At 66.7% G+C, this 20,737-nt stretch carries 20 protein-coding genes and 1 tRNA gene; 14 read left to right on the top strand and 7 right to left on the bottom strand.

Features of this window, described 5'->3' with window-relative positions; genetic code table 11:
- The 5 genes from J2T07_RS10715 to J2T07_RS10735 all read left to right on the top strand — a co-directional run bounded on the left by J2T07_RS10715 (position 1) and on the right by J2T07_RS10735 (position 6,071).
- A complete protein-coding gene (locus J2T07_RS10715; protein WP_306849784.1) occupies positions 1–1,365 on the top strand; it encodes a polyketide cyclase in 1,365 nt (454 codons plus the stop codon).
- A gap of 324 nt (positions 1,366–1,689) precedes the next feature.
- Entirely contained in the window at positions 1,690–2,625 is a 936-nt protein-coding gene (locus J2T07_RS10720) for an ABC transporter ATP-binding protein (protein WP_306849786.1), read from the top strand.
- Positions 2,622–3,356: an ABC transporter permease subunit gene (locus J2T07_RS10725; protein WP_306849787.1), complete on the top strand. Its 735-nt coding sequence runs from the start codon at positions 2,622–2,624 to the stop codon at positions 3,354–3,356. Before J2T07_RS10720 ends, J2T07_RS10725 begins: the two co-directional genes overlap by 4 nt.
- A 2-nt stretch (positions 3,357–3,358) precedes the next feature.
- Positions 3,359–5,212 carry a GldG family protein gene (locus J2T07_RS10730; protein WP_306849790.1) on the top strand — a complete coding sequence of 618 codons (1,854 nt, stop codon included), beginning with the start codon at positions 3,359–3,361 and terminating at the stop codon, positions 5,210–5,212.
- 16 nt (positions 5,213–5,228) lie between these two features.
- Positions 5,229–6,071, top strand: coding sequence for a cytochrome c oxidase assembly protein (locus J2T07_RS10735; protein ID WP_430539345.1), 843 nt, complete (start codon positions 5,229–5,231; stop codon positions 6,069–6,071).
- Here J2T07_RS10735 and ppk2 read toward each other — a convergent pair.
- The 3 genes from ppk2 to hemA form a co-directional block, all read right to left on the bottom strand.
- Positions 6,065–6,838: a polyphosphate kinase 2 gene (gene ppk2 / locus J2T07_RS10740; RefSeq protein WP_306849794.1), complete on the bottom strand. Its 774-nt coding sequence runs from the start codon at positions 6,836–6,838 to the stop codon at positions 6,065–6,067. The two genes, J2T07_RS10735 and ppk2, sit on opposite strands and share 7 nt — an antisense overlap.
- A 67-nt stretch (positions 6,839–6,905) precedes the next feature.
- Complete coding sequence (gene prfA, locus J2T07_RS10745) at positions 6,906–7,988, bottom strand: peptide chain release factor 1 (protein WP_306849796.1); 1,083 nt, start codon at positions 7,986–7,988, stop codon at positions 6,906–6,908.
- Between the two features lie 31 nt (positions 7,989–8,019).
- Positions 8,020–9,291 carry a glutamyl-tRNA reductase gene (gene hemA / locus J2T07_RS10750; RefSeq protein ID WP_306849798.1) on the bottom strand — a complete coding sequence of 424 codons (1,272 nt, stop codon included), beginning with the start codon at positions 9,289–9,291 and terminating at the stop codon, positions 8,020–8,022.
- A 107-nt stretch (positions 9,292–9,398) separates the two neighbouring features.
- Between hemA and J2T07_RS10755 the strand changes: the two genes are divergently transcribed.
- The 8 genes from J2T07_RS10755 (at position 9,399) to ychF (ending at position 17,023) form a co-directional block, all read left to right on the top strand.
- Entirely contained in the window at positions 9,399–11,138 is a 1,740-nt protein-coding gene (locus J2T07_RS10755; RefSeq protein WP_306849800.1) for a tetratricopeptide repeat protein, read from the top strand.
- Positions 11,139–11,278: 140 nt separating this feature from the next.
- Positions 11,279–11,887 (top strand): lipoprotein insertase outer membrane protein LolB, encoded by a 609-nt coding sequence (lolB, locus tag J2T07_RS10760; protein WP_306849802.1) that lies wholly within the window; start codon positions 11,279–11,281, stop codon positions 11,885–11,887.
- Between the two features lie 62 nt (positions 11,888–11,949).
- Positions 11,950–13,338 (top strand): 4-(cytidine 5'-diphospho)-2-C-methyl-D-erythritol kinase, encoded by a 1,389-nt coding sequence (gene ispE, locus J2T07_RS10765; RefSeq protein WP_306849804.1) that lies wholly within the window; start codon positions 11,950–11,952, stop codon positions 13,336–13,338.
- Positions 13,339–13,404: 66 nt separating this feature from the next.
- Positions 13,405–13,481 (top strand) — tRNA-Gln (locus J2T07_RS10770).
- Positions 13,482–13,552: 71 nt separating this feature from the next.
- The gene (locus J2T07_RS10775; protein WP_306850676.1) at positions 13,553–14,491 is read left to right on the top strand and encodes a ribose-phosphate diphosphokinase; all 939 of its coding nucleotides are present in this window, start codon (positions 13,553–13,555) and stop codon (positions 14,489–14,491) included.
- A 79-nt stretch (positions 14,492–14,570) separates the two neighbouring features.
- The gene (locus tag J2T07_RS10780; RefSeq protein WP_306849806.1) at positions 14,571–15,212 is read left to right on the top strand and encodes a 50S ribosomal protein L25/general stress protein Ctc; all 642 of its coding nucleotides are present in this window, start codon (positions 14,571–14,573) and stop codon (positions 15,210–15,212) included.
- A 105-nt stretch (positions 15,213–15,317) separates the two neighbouring features.
- Positions 15,318–15,896: an aminoacyl-tRNA hydrolase gene (gene pth / locus J2T07_RS10785; protein WP_306849807.1), complete on the top strand. Its 579-nt coding sequence runs from the start codon at positions 15,318–15,320 to the stop codon at positions 15,894–15,896.
- Between the two features lie 35 nt (positions 15,897–15,931).
- Positions 15,932–17,023, top strand: coding sequence for a redox-regulated ATPase YchF (gene ychF, locus J2T07_RS10790; RefSeq protein ID WP_306849809.1), 1,092 nt, complete (start codon positions 15,932–15,934; stop codon positions 17,021–17,023).
- Between the two features lie 23 nt (positions 17,024–17,046).
- Here ychF and J2T07_RS10795 read toward each other — a convergent pair whose 3' ends face one another.
- The gene (locus tag J2T07_RS10795) at positions 17,047–17,391 is read right to left on the bottom strand and encodes a hypothetical protein (RefSeq protein ID WP_306849811.1); all 345 of its coding nucleotides are present in this window, start codon (positions 17,389–17,391) and stop codon (positions 17,047–17,049) included.
- A 115-nt stretch (positions 17,392–17,506) separates the two neighbouring features.
- Between J2T07_RS10795 and J2T07_RS10800 the strand changes: the two genes are divergently transcribed.
- Complete coding sequence (locus J2T07_RS10800) at positions 17,507–17,974, top strand: MarR family winged helix-turn-helix transcriptional regulator (protein ID WP_306849814.1); 468 nt, start codon at positions 17,507–17,509, stop codon at positions 17,972–17,974.
- A 10-nt stretch (positions 17,975–17,984) separates the two neighbouring features.
- On the opposite strand, the gene J2T07_RS10805 is transcribed toward J2T07_RS10800, so the two are convergent.
- Genes J2T07_RS10805 through J2T07_RS10815 form a run of 3 tightly spaced genes read right to left on the bottom strand, consistent with a single transcriptional unit; the run spans position 17,985 to position 20,678 of the window.
- Positions 17,985–18,368, bottom strand: coding sequence for an STAS domain-containing protein (locus J2T07_RS10805; protein WP_306849816.1), 384 nt, complete (start codon positions 18,366–18,368; stop codon positions 17,985–17,987).
- On the bottom strand, positions 18,365–18,784 hold the full coding sequence (locus tag J2T07_RS10810; RefSeq protein WP_306849818.1) for an ATP-binding protein: 420 nt from the start codon (positions 18,782–18,784) through the stop codon (positions 18,365–18,367). Before J2T07_RS10810 ends, J2T07_RS10805 begins: the two co-directional genes overlap by 4 nt.
- Complete coding sequence (locus tag J2T07_RS10815; protein WP_306849820.1) at positions 18,765–20,678, bottom strand: SpoIIE family protein phosphatase; 1,914 nt, start codon at positions 20,676–20,678, stop codon at positions 18,765–18,767. The genes J2T07_RS10810 and J2T07_RS10815 overlap by 20 nt, the downstream gene beginning before the upstream one ends.
- Positions 20,679–20,737: the final 59 nt, after the last annotated feature.

Raw genomic sequence — 20,737 nt, forward strand, 5'->3', positions numbered from 1 at the left:
ATGACGCGTCTGTTAGAATTTATTGTCGCCCTCGTCATCGTCGCCGTACTCGGTGTCGTGGTCGGCGTAGCTATGCCCTCGACTGGACATGTCGAGCGCGAAATGCTGATCAGCAAGGACTTGCGTCAGGTTTACGACGTTTTCAGCAACTTCCGCCGCTTCCCTGACTACACCGTACTGCGGTCGTTCGACCCCAAGGTGCAGTTCGAGTTGTCCGGCAAGGCCTATGGCCCGGGCGCCAAGATCGCCTGGAAGGCCGGCGACCCCAAGGTCGGCGACGGCTCGCTGGAGATCGCCTCGATCGATCCGGGCTTTGCCCAGATCTCCGATGCGGGAAAAGGCACCATCGTCTGGAACCTCGACAACGCCTGGCGTGGTGAGGACAAGAAGTTCACCATCAAACTCGAGCGTACCGGCCGCAGCCAGAAGCTCGTGAAGGTGAACTGGTCGTACGATGTCTCGTACGGCTTCAACCTGATCAGCCGCTTCTCCAATCTCTATATCCACGGCGATCCGGACGCGCTGATCCAGTTCAGCCTGTCCAACCTGCAGAACCTGATGGCGGCGATCCCGAACATCGACTACAACAAGATGGTGCCGTCGATCGCGGACCAGCCTGCCAAGCCGATCCTGTTCGTCTCCACCACCGCACCGCGCACGCTCGACGACGTCGACACCGCGTCGGACAAGGCGATGGCCGAGATCCAGGCCGCGGCGAAGAAGCTGGGCGTGAACATCGTCAGTCCGCGCATCACCTTCACCACGAACTGGGGCGACCAGAACTACACGTTCGATGTCGCCGCCGAGATCGATTCGACCACGCTGAAGCTCAACGGCCAGGATGTCGAGATCACCGCCGCCCAGCGTCCGTCGCTCGACGCCGCCGCGCCGGCCGAGGCGTCGACCGCCGCCGCGCCCGCCGCCGCCGATTCGGCTGCGCCGGGCAGCAAGGACAAGTACGGCCGCATCATCGTCGACGGCAACGTCAAGGCCGTGCTCGCCTTTGGTGGCAAGGCCCTCAAGGCCGAGTGGAACGGCACCGGTGCCGGCCTGCCGCAGACCCGCCAGATGCTGGCGGCCTACTCGCAGACCCACGGCTACAAGTACGACGACGTGACCTACCGCGCCTACGACATCCAGGTGAAGGCGCCGGTGAACAACAAGGGCACGATCGAGGGCTACGACGAGCAGAAGTTCGAGATCTACCTGCCGCTGCAGGGCGACGTGCCGGATCAGACCCCGGAACAGGAAGCCGGCATGAAGCAGCCGGGCCTGGAGGAAGCGGCTCCCGCCGGTTCGTCCTCGGCTCCCGCGCCTGCGGGCACCGCGCCGGCGCCGGCCAGCACGGCCGCCGCGGCGCAGTAAATCGCGCTGACGCAAAGACGGAAAAGCCCCGCCGGAAACGGCGGGGCTTTTTTATGGTCTGTCGTAAGGGGGCCGCTTCGTGCGGGAGCGAATTTCCGTGGGAGCGAGTCCCTGTGGGAGCCGCTTCAGCGGCGATGGGTGCTGGCGAAGGACTGGCCCGCTGCCGCGGGATCGCCGACAAGGTCGGCTCCCACAAGAGCGGGGGCCACAAGAGCAACCTCCATAAGAGAGGGTCCACCAGAGCAAGCTCCTGCCATTACACGACAGCCCCGGTGGGAGCCGACCCTGTCGGCGATTCCACAGCTACAGCTACACTGCCAGCCGATGATCGAAGCCGAACGACTTACCCGCTGCTATGGCCCGCTGACCGCGGTCGATTCGCTGAGCCTGAGCGCCGAACCGGGACAGGTGCTCGGCCTTCTCGGCCCCAACGGCGCGGGCAAGTCCACGGCCATGCGCATGATCGCGGGTTTCCTCACGCCCACCTCGGGCACCGCGCGCGTGTGCGGCCACGACGTGCGCAAGGCGCCCCTCGCGGCCAAGCGTGCCCTGGGCTACCTGCCCGAAGGCGCCCCCAGCTACGGCGAGATGACGATCCGCGAGTTCCTGGTCTTCATGATCCGTGTGCGCGGACTGGAACGCGATGTCGCGTTTCGACGCTTCGACGAAGTGGTGATGCGGCTGGAATTGGAGGATGTGCTCGAGCAGACCATCGGCACGCTCTCGAAGGGTCTTCGCCGCCGCGTCGGCCTGGCGCAGGCGATCCTGCACGATCCGCCGGTGCTGATGCTCGACGAACCGACCGACGGCCTCGATCCCAACCAGAAGCACTCGGTACGCATGTTGATCGACGCGATGGCGCGTGAGCGCACGATCCTCATCTCCACCCATCTGCTCGAAGAAGTGCACGCCCTGTGCAACCGCGTGGCGATCATCGCCAATGGCCGCTTGCTCGCCGATGCCACGCCGGCGGAACTGGAGGCCCGTTCGCGCTACCACGGCGCGGTTTCCTTCAGCGCCGCGGGCAGCGCGGTGTCGCGCGAGATGCTGGCGCGCATCCCCAACGTGGCGAACGTGGAAGTCGATCCACTCGACGGCCGGGTCACGGTATTCCCCCGTGCCGGGCAACCGATCCTCGACGAGGTACAGGCCTTGTTGCGCACACAGAACCTGGAGGTCTCCGAGATCCAGCTCGAGCGGGGCCGTCTCGACGAGGTCTTCCGGCAGATCACCACGCAGCCACGCGGGGCGCAGGCATGAGCGCGGTGCTGGCGATCGCGCGACGCGAACTCTGGGGCTACTTCGTCACGCCGGTGGCCTATGTCTTCATGGTGATCTTCCTCGTGCTGGCCGGTCTGCTCACCTTCTACACCGGCGATTTCTACGATCGCGGCCTGGCCGACCTGCAGCCGTTCTTCGACATGCATCCCTGGTTGTACCTCGTGCTGGTCCCGGCGGTGACGATGTCCATGTGGGCCGAGGAGCGCGCGTCCGGGACGCTCGAATTGCTGTTCTCGCTGCCCGTGACGATCTCCCAGGCCGTGCTGGGCAAGTTCCTTGCCGCGTGGGCGTTCATCGGTATCTGCCTCGTGCTGACCTTTCCGATCTGGATCACGGTGAACTACCTCGGTGACCCGGACAACGGCGTCGTCATGGCCGGCTACGTGGGTAGCTGGCTCATGGCCGGCGCCTTCATCGCGATCGGCACCTGTATGTCCACCGCGACCCGTAGCCAGATCATCGCCTTTATCCTCACCGCCGCGGTCTGCTTCGTGCTTTTGCTCATCGGCCAACCGCAGGTGCTGGATTTCTTCCAGGACTCCGTGCCACCCAAGCTGATCGGTGCGATGGGGCAGCTGAGCATCGCGCGGCATGCCAACGCCATCGCGCGGGGCGTGCTCGACCTGCGTGATCTCGTCTACTTCTTCGCCACGATCACCGCCTGGCTGGCGGCCAGCGTGGTCGTGCTCGACCTGAAGCGGACGCGTTGACGATGCGCCATTTCCACCTCTCGCGTTCCTTCCTCCTGCGTCTGTCGCTCTTCGGCATCGCTGGCCTCTTCCTTGTGGCCATCGCGATCAGTTCCATGTCCTTGCGCACGGCGCGCATCGATCTCACGGCCGACCGCATCTATACGTTGACGCCGGGTACGCAGGACATCGTCGACAGCCTGCGCAAGCCGCTCACCCTCACCCTGTATTTTTCCGAGCACGCGACCCGCGACCTGCCGCAGTTGCGCAGCTATGAGCAGCGGGTGCACGAGATGCTGCGTGAGATCGCGGTTCGCGCGCATGGCCGGATCCGGCTCAAGGTGATCGATCCGGTGCCTTATTCCGACGACGAGGACGCCGCCGAGAGCTATGGCCTCGCGCCCGCCACCGGCGGGAGTAACGGTGAGCGCGTGTTCTTCGGCCTGGTTGGCACGGCCGGCACGGGCGACGTGCCGCCGCAGGCGATTCCATTCTTCGATCCCGCGCGCGAATCCTTCGTCGAATACGACATCGCCAAGCTGCTGTATGAGCTGGGCATGCCGCAAAAGCCGCGGCTGGGCGTCATCAGTTCGCTTCCCGTCGAGGGCAACCTGGTGATCGGCGAGCCCGCCTGGGCGGTGATAAGGCAGCTCGACCAGCTGGCCGAGGTGACCAGCATCGATCCGGATGGGCTGAAGCACATCGACCCGGCCCTGAAGGTGCTGCTGCTCATCCACCCCAAGCGCCTGTCCGACGACGCGCAGTACGCCATCGACCAGTACGTGCTGCATGGCGGTCACCTGGTCGTGTTCGTCGATCCCGATTCGGAAATGGACAACGCGCCGCTGGTGGATGCGCACGGCGTCGTCGACGATCACGATTCCGACCTGCGCCGCCTGTTCGAGGCCTGGGGCGTGGTCTACGACCCGGCGAAGGTCGTGCTCGACCGCTCGCAGGCATTGACCATCGAACTGAACGGCAACAGCATCGGCCATCCGGCGATGCTGGGCCTGGGTACGCAGGATCTCAATCACGACGATGTGGTGACGGCCAGCCTGCAACGGGTGAATTTCTCCACCGCCGGTTTCTTCGAACTCGCAACCGACACCAAGGCGCGGCTGATCCCGCTGGTTCAGACCTCGGACGAGGCCGCCGTGATGTCCGCGCAGCGCGTGCGCGATGCCGCGGGCGATCCCACCAGCCTGCTCGAGAACTACGAGCCCACGCACGAGCGCTACGTGCTCGCAGCGCGGCTGCGGGACACCTTCCGCACCGCTTTCCCGGAGCGTCGCGATCGTGGTCACCTGGACCGTGCCGTGGCGCCGGGCGAAGTGGTGCTGGTGGCCGACACCGACCTGTTGTCGGACCGCTTGTGGATCGACGTCCAACCGCTGCTGGGCCAGCAGCAACTCACTCCGTTCGCGAACAACGGCGATTTCGTGGCCAACCTCGTCGACAACCTGGGTGGCTCGACGGCACTCCTCTCCATTCGTGGCAGGGTGAATTCGCAGCGGCCCTTTACCCGCGTACGCGCATTGCAGGCGGCCGCCGATCGCAAGTTCCTGGTCAAGAAGCGCGAGCTTGAGAACGAACTCTACGAGACCCAGCGCCGCCTCGCGGAATTGCAGCCGGCCAAGAACGGCGCGACGCCCACGACCGCCACCGCCGAGCAGCGCCGCGAGGTGGAGCAGTACCTGCAACGCAAGCTGGCGATCGGCAAGGAACTGCGCGATGTGCAGCACCAGCTCAACGCCGAGATCGATGCCCTGGGCTTGCGCTTGAAGTTCATCAATATCGTGCTGGTGCCGGGCCTGGTCGCCCTGATCGGCCTCATCTACGGTTGGCGGCGCACGCGGCGCAGCCGGCGCGTGGTCTGAGCACGTGCTCGACGGCGTGCTGAAATGGATCGTGCCCTGGGAATTCTCCTGGGTCTTCCTTGCCGTCTTCGTCGCGGCGGCCTGGCTGTACGTGCGGGGGTCGCGCCGCTTGCGGGTGCCGATGGAGCGGCGCGTCGCGTTCTGGGCAGGGATGGCGATGATCTACATTGCCCTACATACGTACTTCGATTATTTCGCGGAGCATGAATTCTTCATGCATCGCATCCAGCAGGTGTTGCTGCACCACCTCGCGCCGCTGCTGCTCATCGCCGCGTATCCGGGTACCGCGCTGCGCGCGGGGCTGCCGCTCGCGTGGCGCGTACGGCTGCGCCGGGCGCAGCGGTCCCTGCCGTGGCGCGTGTTCGCCGTGCTGGCCTTCAACCCCGTCTTCGTCACGGTCTTCTTCGTCGCCCTGATCCTCGTCTGGTTGATCCCGGACATGCAGACCCTGGCGATGCTCGACTGGCGCATCTATCGCGCGATGAACTGGTCGATGGTGCTGTCGGGCTTGTCCTATTGGTGGCTCGTGCTCGATCACCGGCCCAAGCCGCCCGGCCGGATGGCGCCGGGCTGGCGGGTGCTGTCGCCGGCGATCACGATGACGCCACAGATCGTGGCCGGCGCCATCGTCACTTTTTCGAAGACCGACCTCTATCCCATCTTCGAGATCTGCGGCCGGGCGTTCACCCTCAACGTGCTCACCGGCCAATTGATCGGCGGCGTGATCATGTGGGTACCGGCGGCGATGATCGAATCGGCCGGTGGCCTGTTGGCCTTGCGTCAATGGTTGCGGTTGTCGCGCAACGGGCGCCTGCCACGCAGGGCGCCCGTGCGGCGGCGCGCCACGGCGGGTCAGTAGGCTTTCGGTACGCGTGCCGCCTTGCGGGTGACCTTGTCCTTCTTCGGCTTGCCTTTCAACGGAGGGAGGTTGAATTCCTGGTCGGGGCACATCTTGTCGGGGACCTGGTCGAGCAGGTGGCGGATGAGGTTGAGGCGTCCGGTCTTCTGGTCGTTGAAGTCGGCCACGAACCAGGGGGCATCCCGGGTGTCGGTGCGCTGGATCATGGCGTCGCGCAGGTCGCCCATCTCGGCGTATTTTTCCCTCGCCTTCAGGTCGACCGGCGACAGCTTCCAGCGCTTCAGGGGGTCCGCCGCGCGTTCGGCGAAGCGTACTTCCTGCTGGTCCTGGTCTACCGCAAGCCAGTATTTGAAGAGCAGGATGCCGTCGTCGGTGAGCAGCTTCTCGAAGGTGGGGCAGACCTTCATGAAGGCTTCGTATTGTTCGTCGGTGCAGAAGCCCATGGTGGGTTCCACGACGGCCCGGTTGTACCAGCTGCGGTCGAACAGCACGAGCTCACCCGCCTGGGGCAGGTGGGCCACGTAGCGCTGGAAATACCATTGCGTGTTCTCGCTGGGAGAAGGCTTGCCGAGTGCCACGACGCGCGCGGCGCGTGTGTCGAGCTTGTCGGTGATCGCCTTGATCGTTCCACCCTTGCCCGCGGCGTCGCGGCCTTCGAAGATCACCACCATGCGCTTGCCGGTGGAACGCAGCCAGCGGGTGAGGCCCACCAGTTCGACCTGCAGTTCCTCGAGTGCCTTTTCGTAAGCCTTGTTCTTCTTGCCCATCGATGTGTTCCGAGCGGGAGGTGGGGGCATTGTGCGGCAGGAAAGGTTGGCGTGGCACGACGCGCCTTTAGCCGCCCGCGGTCAGCGTCTGCAGCTCGTCGGCCTGGTGTTCGCGGGTGAGGGTGTCGATCAGTTCGTCGAGGTCGCCCTGCATCACCTCGGTCAGGCGGTAGAGGGTGAGGTTGATGCGATGGTCGGTGATCCGGCCCTGCGGGAAGTTGTAGGTGCGGATGCGCTGGCTGCGATCGCCCGAGCCCACCTGGAGCCGCCGCGATTCCGCCTGCGCGGCGCTCTGCTTGCTGCGTTCGGCATCCAGCAGGCGCGCCTTCAACAGGCTCATCGCACGGGCGCGGTTCTTGTGCTGGCTGCGCTCGTCCTGGCACTCGACCACGGTGCCGGTGGGCAGGTGGGTGATGCGGATGGCCGAATCGGTCTTGTTGACGTGCTGGCCGCCGGCACCGGACGCGCGGAAGGTATCCACCTTGAGGTCGGCGTCGCGCAACTCGATGTCGTCCACCTCGTCCTGCTCGGGCAGGATCGCGACGGTGGCCGCCGAGGTATGGATGCGGCCTTGCGATTCCGTTTCCGGCACGCGCTGCACGCGGTGCGTGCCCGATTCGAACTTCAGCTTCGAATAGGCGCCGCGGCCTTCGATGCGGGCGACGATTTCCTTGTATCCGCCGTGTTCGCCTTCGTTGGCGTTCAGGATTTCCACATGCCAGCGCTGGCGCTCGGCGTAGCGCGCGTACATGCGAAAGAGGTCGCCGGCGAAGATCGCCGCCTCGTCGCCGCCGGTGCCGGCGCGGACTTCGAGGAACAGGTTGCCTTCGTCGCGCGGGTCCTTTGGCAGCAACAGGATCTGCAACTCGCTGTCGAGCCGGGCCAGGTGCGACTCGATGCGTTCGATATCGTCGGCCGCCATGTCGCGCATCTCGGGATCGTCGAGCATCGCCCGGGATTCCGAGAGTTCGCGCTCGGCCCGGTCGTGGTCCCTCAACGACAGCGCGACGGGTTCGAGCTGGGCGTATTCACGCGAAAGGTCGCGGAAGCGCTGGCCGTCGGCGAGGACGTCCGGCTGCGCGAGCAGCAGGCCGATCTCCTCGTGGCGTTCGGCGAGGGCTTCGAGTTTGCGGCGGATCGAGGGAGTCATTCGGGGCACGAGGTCCGGCTGTAGCCGTACATCATGCGGAAACGTCGTCGTCCGGGTCCAGTCCGTAGAGCCGCCCGGCGGCATGGAGCAGGTCGAGGTCGCCGGACATGGCCGCGTCGCGCAGGCGTGCGCTGGGCGTATGCAGGAGCTTGTTGGTCAGAGTGTTGGCGAGGAAGGCGAGGGCTTCGTCGGCGGGACGTCCCCTGGCCAGCATCGCCTGCGCCTTGGCCAGGACCTCGTCGCGCTGGGACTCGGCGGCGATGCGCATGTCCACGGCGGGATTGCGCAGGCTCAGGGCGCGGCGCCAGGCCATGTAGCGCTCGACCTGGAGGTCGATGATGGCGTCCGCCTCGCGGGCCGCGAGTTCGCGCGAGCGGCGGTTCTCGTCGATCACCTGCTTGAGGTCGTCGATGCCGTAGAGGTAGACGTCGTCGAGCTGGGCGACCTCGGCCTCGATGTCGCGCGGCACCGCGATATCGACCATGAACATCGGCCGGCGCCGGCGTGCGGCGATCGCGTCGGCGACCATGCGACGGGTCACCACCGGCTGCCGCGAGGCGGTGGAGGTGATGACGATATCGGCCTCCGCGAGGTGGCGGGGCAGGTCGGCCAACGAGATGGCGTAGGCGCCATACCGGCCGGCCAGTTCCTGGGCGTTCTCCAGGGTGCGATTGGCGACGATCAGCCGGCGCACGCTCTTGTCGGCGAGGTGGCGCGCGGCCAGCTCGATCGTCTCGCCGGCGCCGATCAGCAGCACGCAGGCCTGGCGGAGGTCGGTGAAGACCTGTTCGGCCAGCCGCACGGCGGTATAGGCGACGGACACCGTATGCGCGCCGATCCGCGTGTCCGTGCGCACGCGCTTGGCCACGGCGAACGTGTGCTGGAGCAACCGTTCCATGGGGGCGCGCAGGCTCTGCGCCGACCGCGCTTGCTGGTAGGCGTCCTTCACCTGACCGAGGATCTGCGGCTCGCCCAGCACCATGGAGTCGAGTCCGGTGGCCACGCGGAACATGTGACGCACGGCATCGTGTTCGTCGTGCCGGTAAAGGAACTCGTCGAGGCGTTGCGGGGTCAATCGGTGTTGCCGGGACAGCCACTGGCCGGGCACCGACTCGAAACCTTCCGCCACGCTGCAATAAAGCTCGGTCCGGTTGCAGGTGGAGAGGATCATCGCCTCCTCGATCCCGGGTTGCCGGGTGAGGTCACCCAGCGCCCCCGGTGCCACCGTGGCGTCGAATGCCACCTGCTCGCGCAGGCTGACCGGCGCGGTGAGGTGATTGAGCCCGAGGGCGATGAGTGGCATGACGGGCTTGGGTCGGCTTGGGTGGCGTCGGCTAAGCTAAGGGCGCATTGTGCGCTCACAAGGCGTCGGGCGCTTGCAGACGCCTATCGGGAATGACGGAGAGTAGTGTGCTGAGCGGTCGGTCCAAGTTCAAGCAAGTGCGGCATCTTGTGGTCCTGGCCGCGCTGGCGGCGGTGTTGGGCGGTTGCGTCACGGCTCCCGTGGAGGCGCCGAAGGCCATCCGTACGGGCGTGCAACCGCTCGACCGCCTGCAGGTGGCCATCGTCCCGCCCGAGCGCGATCTCCAGGCCCAGCTGATGGCCGGTGACTTCGCCCTTGCCGCCAGCGATCTCAAGGGCGCCTCGGAAGCCTACGGGCGGGCCGCCCCACTCAGCGATGACCCCAAGGTGGCCGCCCGGGCCACCGAACTGGCCCTGGCCGTGCACGACCAGGCGGCCGCCGGCAAGGCGCTCGACCGCTGGGCGGCCTTGGGTGCCAAGCCCGCCGAACTGGCTGCGGGGCGGGCGCGCATGGCGTTGGACCGGGGCGACACGGCCGAAGCCCAGCGCCAGCTCGAGGCCCTGGTCGCCACGGGCGATCCGGACGCATGGCGCGAATTCGGGCGGATACTGGTGACCGCGCGCGATGCCGCCCAAGCCGGTGTCCTGCTCGAGCGCATCGCCACGCCGCAGCGCCTGCCGAACGACTCCACCGCCTGGCTGGCGATGAGCGAACTCGGCGAGAACCTGGGCCGCCACGACTACGCGAAAACCGTCGGCGACGCGGCGCTGGCCCGTTTCCACGATGGCACCACTTATGCCTGGGCGGGCCAGCAGAAGTTCCGGGCGGGCGACAAGGAAGGCGCGAAGAAGCTGTTCGCCAAGGCCGTGGCGAAGGATCCGAAGAACCCCCGGCTGCGCCTCGCCTACGCCACCTTGCTGATCCAGGGCGGGGACGAGAAGGCCGCGACGAAACTCCTCGCCAGTGGTCCGCAGAACGGCGATACCTATGCCATGCGCATGACGCTGGCCGCGCGCGCCGGCGACAAGGTGGCGATCCGCCGCCTGTACGACGAGATCCGCAAGCAGCCGGACGACGTGCAGGCCGATAACGCCTTCACGCTCGGCCAACTGGCGGAACTGCTCGGCAAGCAGGAAGACGCGCTCGACTGGTACGCCGCCGTGGGCGACGACGACCCGCGCATCTTCGATGCCTCGGTGCGCAGCGCGGTGATCCTGCATCTGCAAGGCAAGGACGACGATGCCCACGAGATCGTGGCCGAATTGCAGACCACCTATGCCGATCGCCCCGAGCAACTGCGCAAGGCGTTCGCGGTGGATGGCGAGCTGTACATGGACGCGCGCCGCTTCGATGCCGCCGTGGATGCCTACGACAAGGCGCTGCGCGTGAAACCCGACGACACGGACATGCTCTATGGCCGCGGCCTGGCCTACGCCGAGGCCGGCCGGATCGACCAGGCCGTGGCCGATTTCCGCAAGGTGCTCGAACTGAAGCCCGGCGACGTCGAGGCCAGCAATGCGCTGGGCTATACGCTGGCGGACAACGATCGCGATCTCGGTGAAGCACAGAGCCTCATACAGGCCGCCCGCGCGGCCCGGCCGGATGATCCCTCCGTGGCCGATTCGTGGGGTTGGCTGAAGTTTCGCCAAGGCCAGCTGGACCAGGCCGAAAGCACCCTGCGCGGGGCCTGGGCCCAGCGCAAGGACGCCGATATCGGCGTGCACCTGGCCGAGGTGCTATGGAGCCGCGGCCAGCACGACGAAGCGCGCAAGCTGCTGAACGAGGTGCGCCGCATCGATCCGAAGAACGCCGCGCTGCAGAAGACCGAGCGGAAACTCAATCCTTGATGGGTTTCCGCAAGCGTTCATCGCCGCTGAAGCGGCTCCCACAGGGATTCTCGCTCGGTAGTGACGTCCTGTGGGAGCCGCTTCAGCGGCGATCCCCGCGAAGCGCAGCCTCCACCCCGCCCGTGAGCTTTCCCCCACCGATGACCCGGTTCCTACTCCTCGCGGCGATCGCCCTCATGCTCGCCGCCTGCGCCACCACACGTCCGCCGCTCCACCAGGCTGGCGACGCCGTCACTCTCGGCATGCAGGAACAGCGCGAACGCAGCCTCTCCGACAGCGATCACTGGATCCTGCAAGGCCGGCTCTCCGTTTCCGACGGCAAGGACTCCGGCTCCGGCGGACTCACCTGGCGCCAGGACGGCGAGCGCTATGAATTCACCGTGCGAGCGCCGGTCACCGGGCGCAGCTTCCGTCTCACCGGCGGGCCGGAAGGCGCCGAACTGGAAGGCCTGGACGGTGGCACGCGTCGCGGTACCGACGCGGAATCGCTCATGGCCAGCGCCGTGGGCTGGCAGATCCCGATGACCGAACTCAAGCGATGGGTGCTCGGCCTGCGCGCGGACACCGGTCCCGCGGACATCGTCTTCGGGGCGGACCGCCTGCCGTCGCGCCTGGTGCAGGATGGCTGGACGGTCGACTACCGGCAATGGGATGCCGCGAAGCAACCGCCGATGCCCGTGCGCGTCTTCGCCGAGAAAGCGCCTTACAAGGTGCGCCTGTCGATCGAGGACTGGTCCTTCGGCAGGTAACCGAACGGTTCAGGCGAAGCGCGCCGGTATACTCCGCGCCTTCCGGTCCGGCCCTTCCCTCCATGCATTTCACCATCACCCGCGCCTACGACGACGATGCCGAGCACTTGTGCGCGATCGAACGCGCGGCGGTCGAACTGTTCCGCGGGCATGAGGCGTGGCTGTCGTATTCGCAGATGGCCTTGCCGGCGGACATCGTCCGTCAACTGATCGCGCGGGGCCTGGTCTGGGTCGCTTCCGTGGAAAACGAGGTTATCGGTTTCGTCTGCCTCGACACCGATGGTGCGGCCGACGCCATCGGTATCGCCGAGATCGACGTACTGCCCGCCTTCGGTGGCCAGGGCGTCGGTGCCGCGTTGCTGGAGCACGCCTGCGCCTGGGCTCGCGAGGCCGGTTACACGCGTGTGGACCTCGGCACCCTCGCCGATGTTCCTTGGAACGCGCCGTTCTACGCGAAGCACGGGTTCCGGGTGGTCGACAAGCATGCGCCGGTGTTCGCCCGGGCCCTTGCGCGCGACCGCGAGAACGGCTTCCCCGACCACCTGCGCGTGTTCATGAGCCGCGAGTTGGAGCCGCTGGACGAGGGTGACTGGACGGTGTGGCCCGCGCCCGCGAAGCTCAACCTGTTCCTGCGCATCGTCGGACGCCGCGAGGATGGCTACCACGAATTGCAGACCGTTTTCCGCCTGCTGGACTGGGGCGACGAGGTGCGCCTGCGCATCCGTGCCGATGGCGCCATCGCCCGCCCGACGCCCGTGCCCGGCGTCCCCGAAGACGCCGACCTCACGATCCGAGCCGCCCGCCTGCTGGCGGCGGAGACCGGTACGGCCCTGGGTGCCGAGATCGCGGTGTCCAAGCGCATCCCGATGGGTGGCGGCCTTGGCGGCGGAAGCTCGGATGCGGCAAGCGTCCTGGTGGGGCTCAATACCCTTTGGGGCACGGGCCTGGATGAAGACACCCTGGCGGCGTTGGGCCTGAGGCTTGGCGCCGACGTGCCGGTCTTCGTCCGCGGCCGCTCGGCGTGGGCCGAAGGCGTGGGTGAACGGCTCATTCCCACGCCGTTGCCACGGCGTTGGTACGTGGTGATCGACCCCCATGAACATGTGCCCACGGCTGCCCTGTTCGCCGATCCCGAATTGACACGTAACGCCCCGCGGGCGACAATTTCGTCCTTTGTTTCCGGGGATTCGGCGGAAAACGCCTTCGAACCGGTGGTCCGTGCGCGCCATCCGCGGGTGGCCGCGGCGCTCGACTGGCTGGCAGGCTTCGGTCATGCACGCCTGTCCGGCAGCGGCGGCTGCGTTTTCCTGGAAACGAGAACCCACGAGGCGGCGCTTGGCGTCGCCTCGCGCTGTCCCGGGGGCTTCACCGCCCATGTGGCGGCGGGCGTCGATCCATCGCCGCTGCTCGTGGCGCGGAGCCGGATCGAGGCGAGGGGAATCGTGTCGTAAGGACGGGTAGGGCCGCGGGCTGCGGCAAAGCCATGGCGAGCCGGTTGGCTCGCTGGAACGAATTGTTGGGGCGTCGCCAAGCTGGTTAAGGCACGGGATTTTGATTCCCGCATGCGCAGGTTCGAATCCTGCCGCCCCAGCCACCGTTCGCGGTGGCAAAGACGAACCAACCCACTCTCACGCCAGGAGTTCCTCCGTGGATACGTCCACCCCGATGCTGTTCAGCGGCAATGCGCACCGCGCGCTTGCCGACGATGTCGCCGCCCGTCTCGGCATTCCGCTCGGCAAGGCCCTCGTCGGCCGGTTCAGCGATGGCGAGGCGCAGGTCGAGATCGAAGAGAACGTGCGCAAGCAGGAAGTCTTCGTCATCCAGCCGACGGGCGCGCCCAGCGCGGAGAACCTGTTCGACCTGCTGGTCCTGGTGGACGCGCTCAAGCGCGCCTCGGCCGGCAGCGTCACCGCGGTGATGCCGTATTTCGGCTACGCCCGCCAGGATCGCCGCCCGCGTTCGGCGCGCGTGCCGATCACGGCGAAGCTGGCCGCCAAGATGATCGCCACGGCCGGCGCGGACCGCGTGCTCACGATCGACCTGCACGCGGACCAGATCCAGGGATTCTTCGATATCCCGGTCGACAACGTGTACGCCTCGCCGGTGCTCCTGGCCGACATCTGGCGTCACCACAGCATGGACGACCTGATCGTGGTCAGCCCGGACGTCGGTGGCGTGGTGCGCGCGCGCGCGCTCGCCAAGCGCCTCGACGACGCCGACCTCGCGATCATCGACAAGCGCCGCCCGAAGGCGAACGTGGCCACGGTCATGAACATCATCGGCGACGTGGAAGGCAAGACCTGCGTGCTGGTGGACGACATCGTCGACACCGCCGGCACGCTCTGCGCCGCCGCGGCGGCGCTGAAGGAAAAGGGCGCCCGCAAGGTCGTCGCCTACTGCGTGCATCCGGTGCTCTCGGGTGCCGCGATCGACAACCTGGAACACTCCCAGCTCGACCAGCTGGTGGTGACCAATACGCTGCCGTTGCGCGACAACGCCCGTAACTGTGCGAAAATCCGTCAGTTGTCGGTCGCGGAACTGCTCGCGGAGACGATACGCCGCATCGCCTTCGGCGAATCGGTGAGCTCGCTCTACATCGACTGATCCACCGTTTTTCGGGCTCCCCTGGTCGCGGGGGAGCCCTTTACCCACCGCCGCGAGGCGGTTTACTTGAGGCAACACCATGGCTACCAATCATCAGCTCACGGCCACGAGCCGCAGTGTGGAAGGGAAGGGTGCGAGCCGCCGCCTTCGCATCGCGGGCTACGTGCCGGCGATCGTGTACGGCGCGGGCGAAGCCCCACAGGCGATCCAGGTCCTTCACAACGACGTGCTGCTCGGCTCGCGTTTCGAGTCGTTCTACTCGTCGGTGATCGAACTGACCGTCGACGGCAAGAAGCAGAAGGTCCTGATCAAGGACTGGCAGAAGCATCCGTTCAAGCAGCTCATGCTGCACATGGACTTCCAGCGCGTGAACGAGAACGAGGCCATCAAGGTCGCCGTTCCGGTGCACTTCCTGAACCAGGAGAAGTCCCCGGCCGGCAAGACCGCCGGTCTGGTGATCTCGCACAACCTGACGGAAGTGACCGTCTCGTGCCTGCCGAAGAACCTGCCGGAGTTCATCGAACTCGACCTGGTCGACCTGAAGGCCGGCGACATCATCCACCTGTCCGACCTCAAGCTGCCGGCCGGCGTGGAAATCCCGGAACTGGGCCTTGGCAAGGAGCACGACGTCGCGGTCGTCACCGTGGCCTCGATCCAGGAAGAAGTCGATCCGGCAGCCGCCGAGGGTGGCGAAACCCCGCCGGCCGACGAAAAGAAGTAACCGGCACCGTGTGGGAGCCGCTTCAGCGGCGATGGGCGCCACGGCGTCACCGCTCCGTTGGCTTTTCGCCGATGAATCGGCTCCCATACATGCCTGATGCGAACAATGGCGACACTTCGTCTTATTGTCGGCCTCGGTAACCCCGGGGCCGAATACGTCAGGACCCGGCACAACGCCGGGTTCTGGTGTGTCGACGCCCTGGCCATGGACCAGGGGGAGCGTTGGGCCTTCGACGGCAAGCTGCATGGCGAGACCTGCAAGCTGCGCATCGGGGGCGAAACCGTCTGGCTGCTCAAGCCCGCGACGTTCATGAACAAGAGTGGCATCGCCGTCGCCTCGGCGTTGCGCTACTACAAGATCGCGCCGGAGGAGTGCCTCGTCGCCCACGACGAACTGGACCTCCCGCCCGGCACCGTCCGCATGAAGTTCGATGGCGGCCACGGCGGCCAGAACGGATTGCGCGACATCGTGGCCCATCTGGGTCATGGCAAGTTCCATCGCCTGCGGATCGGCATCGGCCATCCGGGGCACAAGGACAAGGTCACCCCGTGGGTGCTCGGCCGCCCGAACGCGGCGGACGAGGACGCCATCATGCACGGCATCGGGCGCGCGTTCGACGTGCTGCCGCTGGCGCTCGACGGCAAGTTCGACGAGGCGATGAAGCGCCTGCACACGGTCGCCTGACCGCCCCCCTACACCAACCGGACACAAGATTCGCCATGGGCATCAAATGCGGCATCGTCGGCCTTCCCAACGTCGGCAAGTCCACCCTGTTCAACGCGCTGACCAAGGCCGGCATCGCCGCGGCCAACTTCCCGTTCTGCACGATCGAGCCGAATACCGGCATCGTTCCGGTGCCCGATCCGCGTCTGGACGAGCTTGCAACCATCGTGAAGCCGCAGCGCGTGATCCCCACCACGATGGAGTTCGTCGACATCGCGGGCCTGGTGGCGGGCGCGTCGAAAGGTGAGGGCCTGGGCAACAAGTTCCTGGCCCATATCCGCGAGACCGATGCCATCGCCCACGTCGTTCGCTGCTTCGAAGACGGCAACGTGATCCACGTGGCGAACAAGGTCGACCCCATCGCCGACATCGAGACCATCGATACGGAGCTGGCGTTGGCCGATCTCGAAGCCGTGCTGAAGGCCCTCGATCGCGCCACCCGCTCGGCCAAGGCGAACGACAAGGACGCGCTGGCGAGGAAGCCGGTGCTCGAGAAGCTCGCCAAGGCCCTGGACCAGGGCAAGTCGGCGCGCGCCGCCGGCCTCGATGCCGAGGAAAAAGCCCTCGTCCGCGACATGTTCCTGATCACCATGAAGCCGCTCATGTATATCGCGAACGTCGCGGAAGACGGCTTCGAGAACAATCCGCACCTGGACGCCGTGCGCGCCCGCGCCGTGGAAGAGGGTGCCGAGGTGGTGCCGGTTTGCGCGGCCATCGAGGAAGAGCTGTCCCAGTTGGAAGACGCAGACCGCGACGAGTTCCTCAAGGACCTCGGGCTCGACGAACCGGGCCTCAACCGCGTGATCCGCGCGGGCTACAAGCTGCTCGGGCTGCAGACCTACTTCACCGCCGGCGAGAAGGAAGTCCGCGCCTGGCAGGTCCGCGCAGGCTCCACCGCCCCGCAGGCCGCCGCAGTCATCCATACCGACTTCGAGCGCGGTTTCATCCGTGCCGAAACGGTCGCCTACGACGACTTCATCAAGTTCAAGGGCGAGCAGGGCGCGAAGGAAGCCGGCCGCCTGCGCCTGGAAGGCAAGGAATACCTCGTCAAGGAAGGCGACATCCTGCACTTCCGCTTCAACGTCTGACCGGAATCCCTGTGGGAGCCGCTTCAGCGGCGATCCCGCGGCAGCGGACCAGGGTGCGACCGGCGACGAGACCGGCGCTCCGAGCGGGCGTCGAGTGCCTTGCTAGCGGCCGCCCAGGTGACGAGGCCGCTAGCGATGCCCAGGGTCCATAGGATGCCGTGAAGGTCGAGAAAGGCGCCATGGAGCAACTGGCGTGTGGCGCTCGCGGCGTCGGTAGCGAACGCGACGTCGATCGCGAAGCAAGCCTGTACCGAGAGGATGCCGATCAGGAACAGCAAGGGGTAGGGGATGAGCTTGATGATGTCGTCGATGATAAAGACGACATCCAGTACGGGGTTCCAGAGGGCACTCCAGATATCCTGAATCATCGCGGCCCCGGCCATCCCAATGGATGGAGTGGATCATATCTGCCTCGCAAATCCCTGCTTGTCAGGCGCAATTGAATCGCTTGCAATTGAATATCGGCGCCCCTAGATTGCTGCAATGAGCAAGAAATCCCTGCCAGCTGGCCTCGAACCACCGCGCACCCTCGACGGGCAGCTGTGCTTCGCCCTGTATTCGGCGAACCTGGCCATGGGGAAGCTTTACCGCCAGTTGCTGGCGAAGCTGGATCTGACGTACCCGCAGTACCTGGTCATGCTGGTGCTGTGGGAGGGTGACGGGATCACGGTCTCGGAGTTGGGCGAGCGCCTGTACCTCGACTCCGCCACGCTCACTCCCTTGCTCAAGCGCCTGCAATCGGCGGGGCTGGTGCAGCGTACGCGCGGCACGCGGGATGAGCGGCAGGTCATCGTCACCCTGACCGACGAAGGAAGGGCACTGCGCGCAAAGGCCGGCCACGTGCCGGAAGAGGTTTTCTGCGCGACCGGCTGCGAGGTCGACGAGTTGATCAGACTCAAGCGCCAACTGGAGACCCTGCGTTCGAGCCTGATCGACGGCAACAGGAACTGAGGCGGCGGCTTCAGCCTTCCGGCGCGGTCATCTGCCGCTGCATGTGGTCGAGGTACTGGTCGAGTTCCGCCACGTTGGCGAACACCTCGGCGACGGGCACCGCCTTCACGATCTCGAAGACCTTCTTGACCTGCGGTTGCGGGTTGAGCAAGAGCGTGCGGCCCTCGCGATCGTGCATCTGCTTGCGCAGCTGCGCGAGGCTGCGCAGCCCGGCGCTGCTGATGTACTCCAGCGCCGATAGGTCGATGACCAGGGTGCCGCCGTTGTCGACCAGCGGCGTGATGTCGTGCATCGCCTCGTCGAACGCGGCGAACGTGGCGGCGTCGAGCCGCCCTTCGAGCCACACGGTGCTGCGGTCGGTGGTCGGGCTTTCGCTGCGGACGATCAGGGTCATGTGGCGGGCTCGTCGAAAGGGTCGAAGCGGATGACGACACGGTTGCCGTGTGCGTCGCGTGCATAGTGGAAGTCGCTGGCGATGCTGCGAGCTAGGTGTAGTCCGAGACCGCCGATATCGCGGCGGGCGATGTCCCCGGGAAGGTGCGGGGGCTCGTGCTGGAGCGGATCGAACGCCATGGCGTCGTCGCGCAATTCCAGGTGGACCGCATCGGCCTCGATCCGGAGCGTGATCTCGATGCTGCCGTCGCGTCCGTCCGGATAGCCGTGGCGCACCGTGTTCACCAGCAGTTCCTCGAGCACCAGGCGTACGTCCGCGCGGCAGGCGGGGTCGACCTCGGCGCGGTCCAGCGTGCCTTCGGCCCGGTCCAGCGCGAGGAACACGTCTTCGAGCCGGTTAGGAATGCGCAGCCGCATCGAGGCGGACTCCCTCGGCGCCGCTGTCGTGCCAGGTGAGCGCGAGCAGTGCGATGTCGTCGTAGGCGGGAGCGCCATCCACGTAAGCGTCGACGTCGCCGAGGACACGTTCCACGTAGGCTTCCGGCGCGGCGCCTTCCTCGATGCGCGCGACACTGTCGAGGATCGCATGGGTGCCGTAAAGGCGCTGGTTTCCCGCATGCGCCTCACTGACGCCATCGGTGTACATGAGCAAGGTATCGCCCCCAAGCAGCGTAAGTACGCGTACAGGGTAGCGCGCTTCGCGGTCCAGGCCGAGCGCCGGCCCGGTTTCGACATCCACCAGGATGGCGCTGCCCCCGGCATGCAGTACCGGTTGTTCGTGGCCGGCACTGGCCAGCGTGAGCAGTCCGGTCTCGGTTTCGACGACACCGCAAAGCAGGGTGACGAACATGCAGGTGTCGTTGCCCTTGCAAAGCTCCCGGTTCAGCGCGCCCAGGATGTCGCTGGGCGAGCGTGCGTGGGTGGCGAGGGTGCGCGCGAGGGTGATCGTGCGTGCCATGAACAACGCGGCGGGGATGCCCTTGTCCGAGACATCCCCCACCATGACGCAGACATGCCGCGCGCCGAGGGTGAAATAGGTGTACAGGTCGCCACCCACCGCGCTCGCCGGGCGCAGCGCGGCATGCAGTTCGATACGGCCGTCCGCCGCGAGCCAGTGCGGCTCGGGGATCAGGGCCAGCTGGATCTGCCGGGCGATCTCCAGTTCGCTGGTCATGCGCTCCTGCTCGCGGGCGATGCGCTTGGCCGTGTCGATGTGACCGGCCAGTTGGTGTCGCATCTGGTCGAACGCCCGTGTGAGGCGGCCCACCTCGTCGTTGCGCCGTAGCTGGGGCAGGGCGAAGTCGAGTTCGCCGCGCGCGACGTCCTCGACACGTTCGGAGAGGACCGCCAGCGGAGCCATCAGCCGCCGCGTGATGACCAGTGCGATGAGGGAAACACCCGCCAGTGCGAGGACACCGAGGAGAATGTCCACCGTGTAGGCCTGGCGAAGATCGGCCAGGACCTGCTGCTCGGGCATCGTCAGGCCGAAGGTCCAGTGGGTGCCGGTGATCGGGACGAAGTAGACCCACACGGGCTCGCTGACCCGGCCACCCATCTCGGGCGTGATCCGGACCGGGTTGCGCCCCTCGGCGATGGCTGCGAGCAGTGGTTTGCTGCCCCGCGTGCCGATATAGGAGGTCCAGTCATGGGCAAGGAACTCACCGCTGGCGTCGATGACGAAGGCCGAGGCGTGCTCCGGTTTGTTCAGCTCACCGAGCAGCTGCTGTAGCCAGTCGAGGCTGATGGTGGCGTCGGCGACGCCGATCACGGACCGGGGCTTGCCAGGGATGGCGACGGAATAACCCACCAGCGGGTCGCGGCGCTCCACCGAATGGAAAGGTGCCTGCCAGCATCCATGTTCGCAGTTCAGTCCACGGACGAACCATGGCGCCCGCCAGTACAGCTCGGGGTCGGCCAGGCGGCTGCCCATGCTCAGCTTGCCGTCGATCGCGCGCCGGGCCACCGGCGCGTCCTCGTCGCGGGGCGCATCCGTGTTGCGCGGAATGAACGCGGCGCTGATGTCGACCAGTTCCGGGTTGACCGCGAGGGTGTCCCGGATCAGGGCCGGGGCTTCGTCCCGGCGCGTGCCCAGAATGCCGGCCAGGACCTGGGACACCTTGGCGACGCCGTCGATACGGCCCTTTATGCGCGTCGCAGCCCAGCCTGAGACGGCCGCGGCCTCGCGCTCCGTCTGTTTGAGGATCTGTTCCCGGGTATGCGACAGCATCAGCCCGCCTGTGACGACCAGGACGATCGCCGACCCCAGGAGGACGCCCAGGGCGAGCCGCGAGGCGACGCTGCGAAGGACCATAGAGGGCTCCAGTGGGCTATGCCTCGGAATCTATGCTGCCCCGGGCGGGCCCACAAGCC

This window comes from Luteibacter jiangsuensis (assembly GCF_030812295.1).
In the GTDB taxonomy this organism is placed as follows: domain Bacteria; phylum Pseudomonadota; class Gammaproteobacteria; order Xanthomonadales; family Rhodanobacteraceae; genus Luteibacter; species Luteibacter jiangsuensis_A.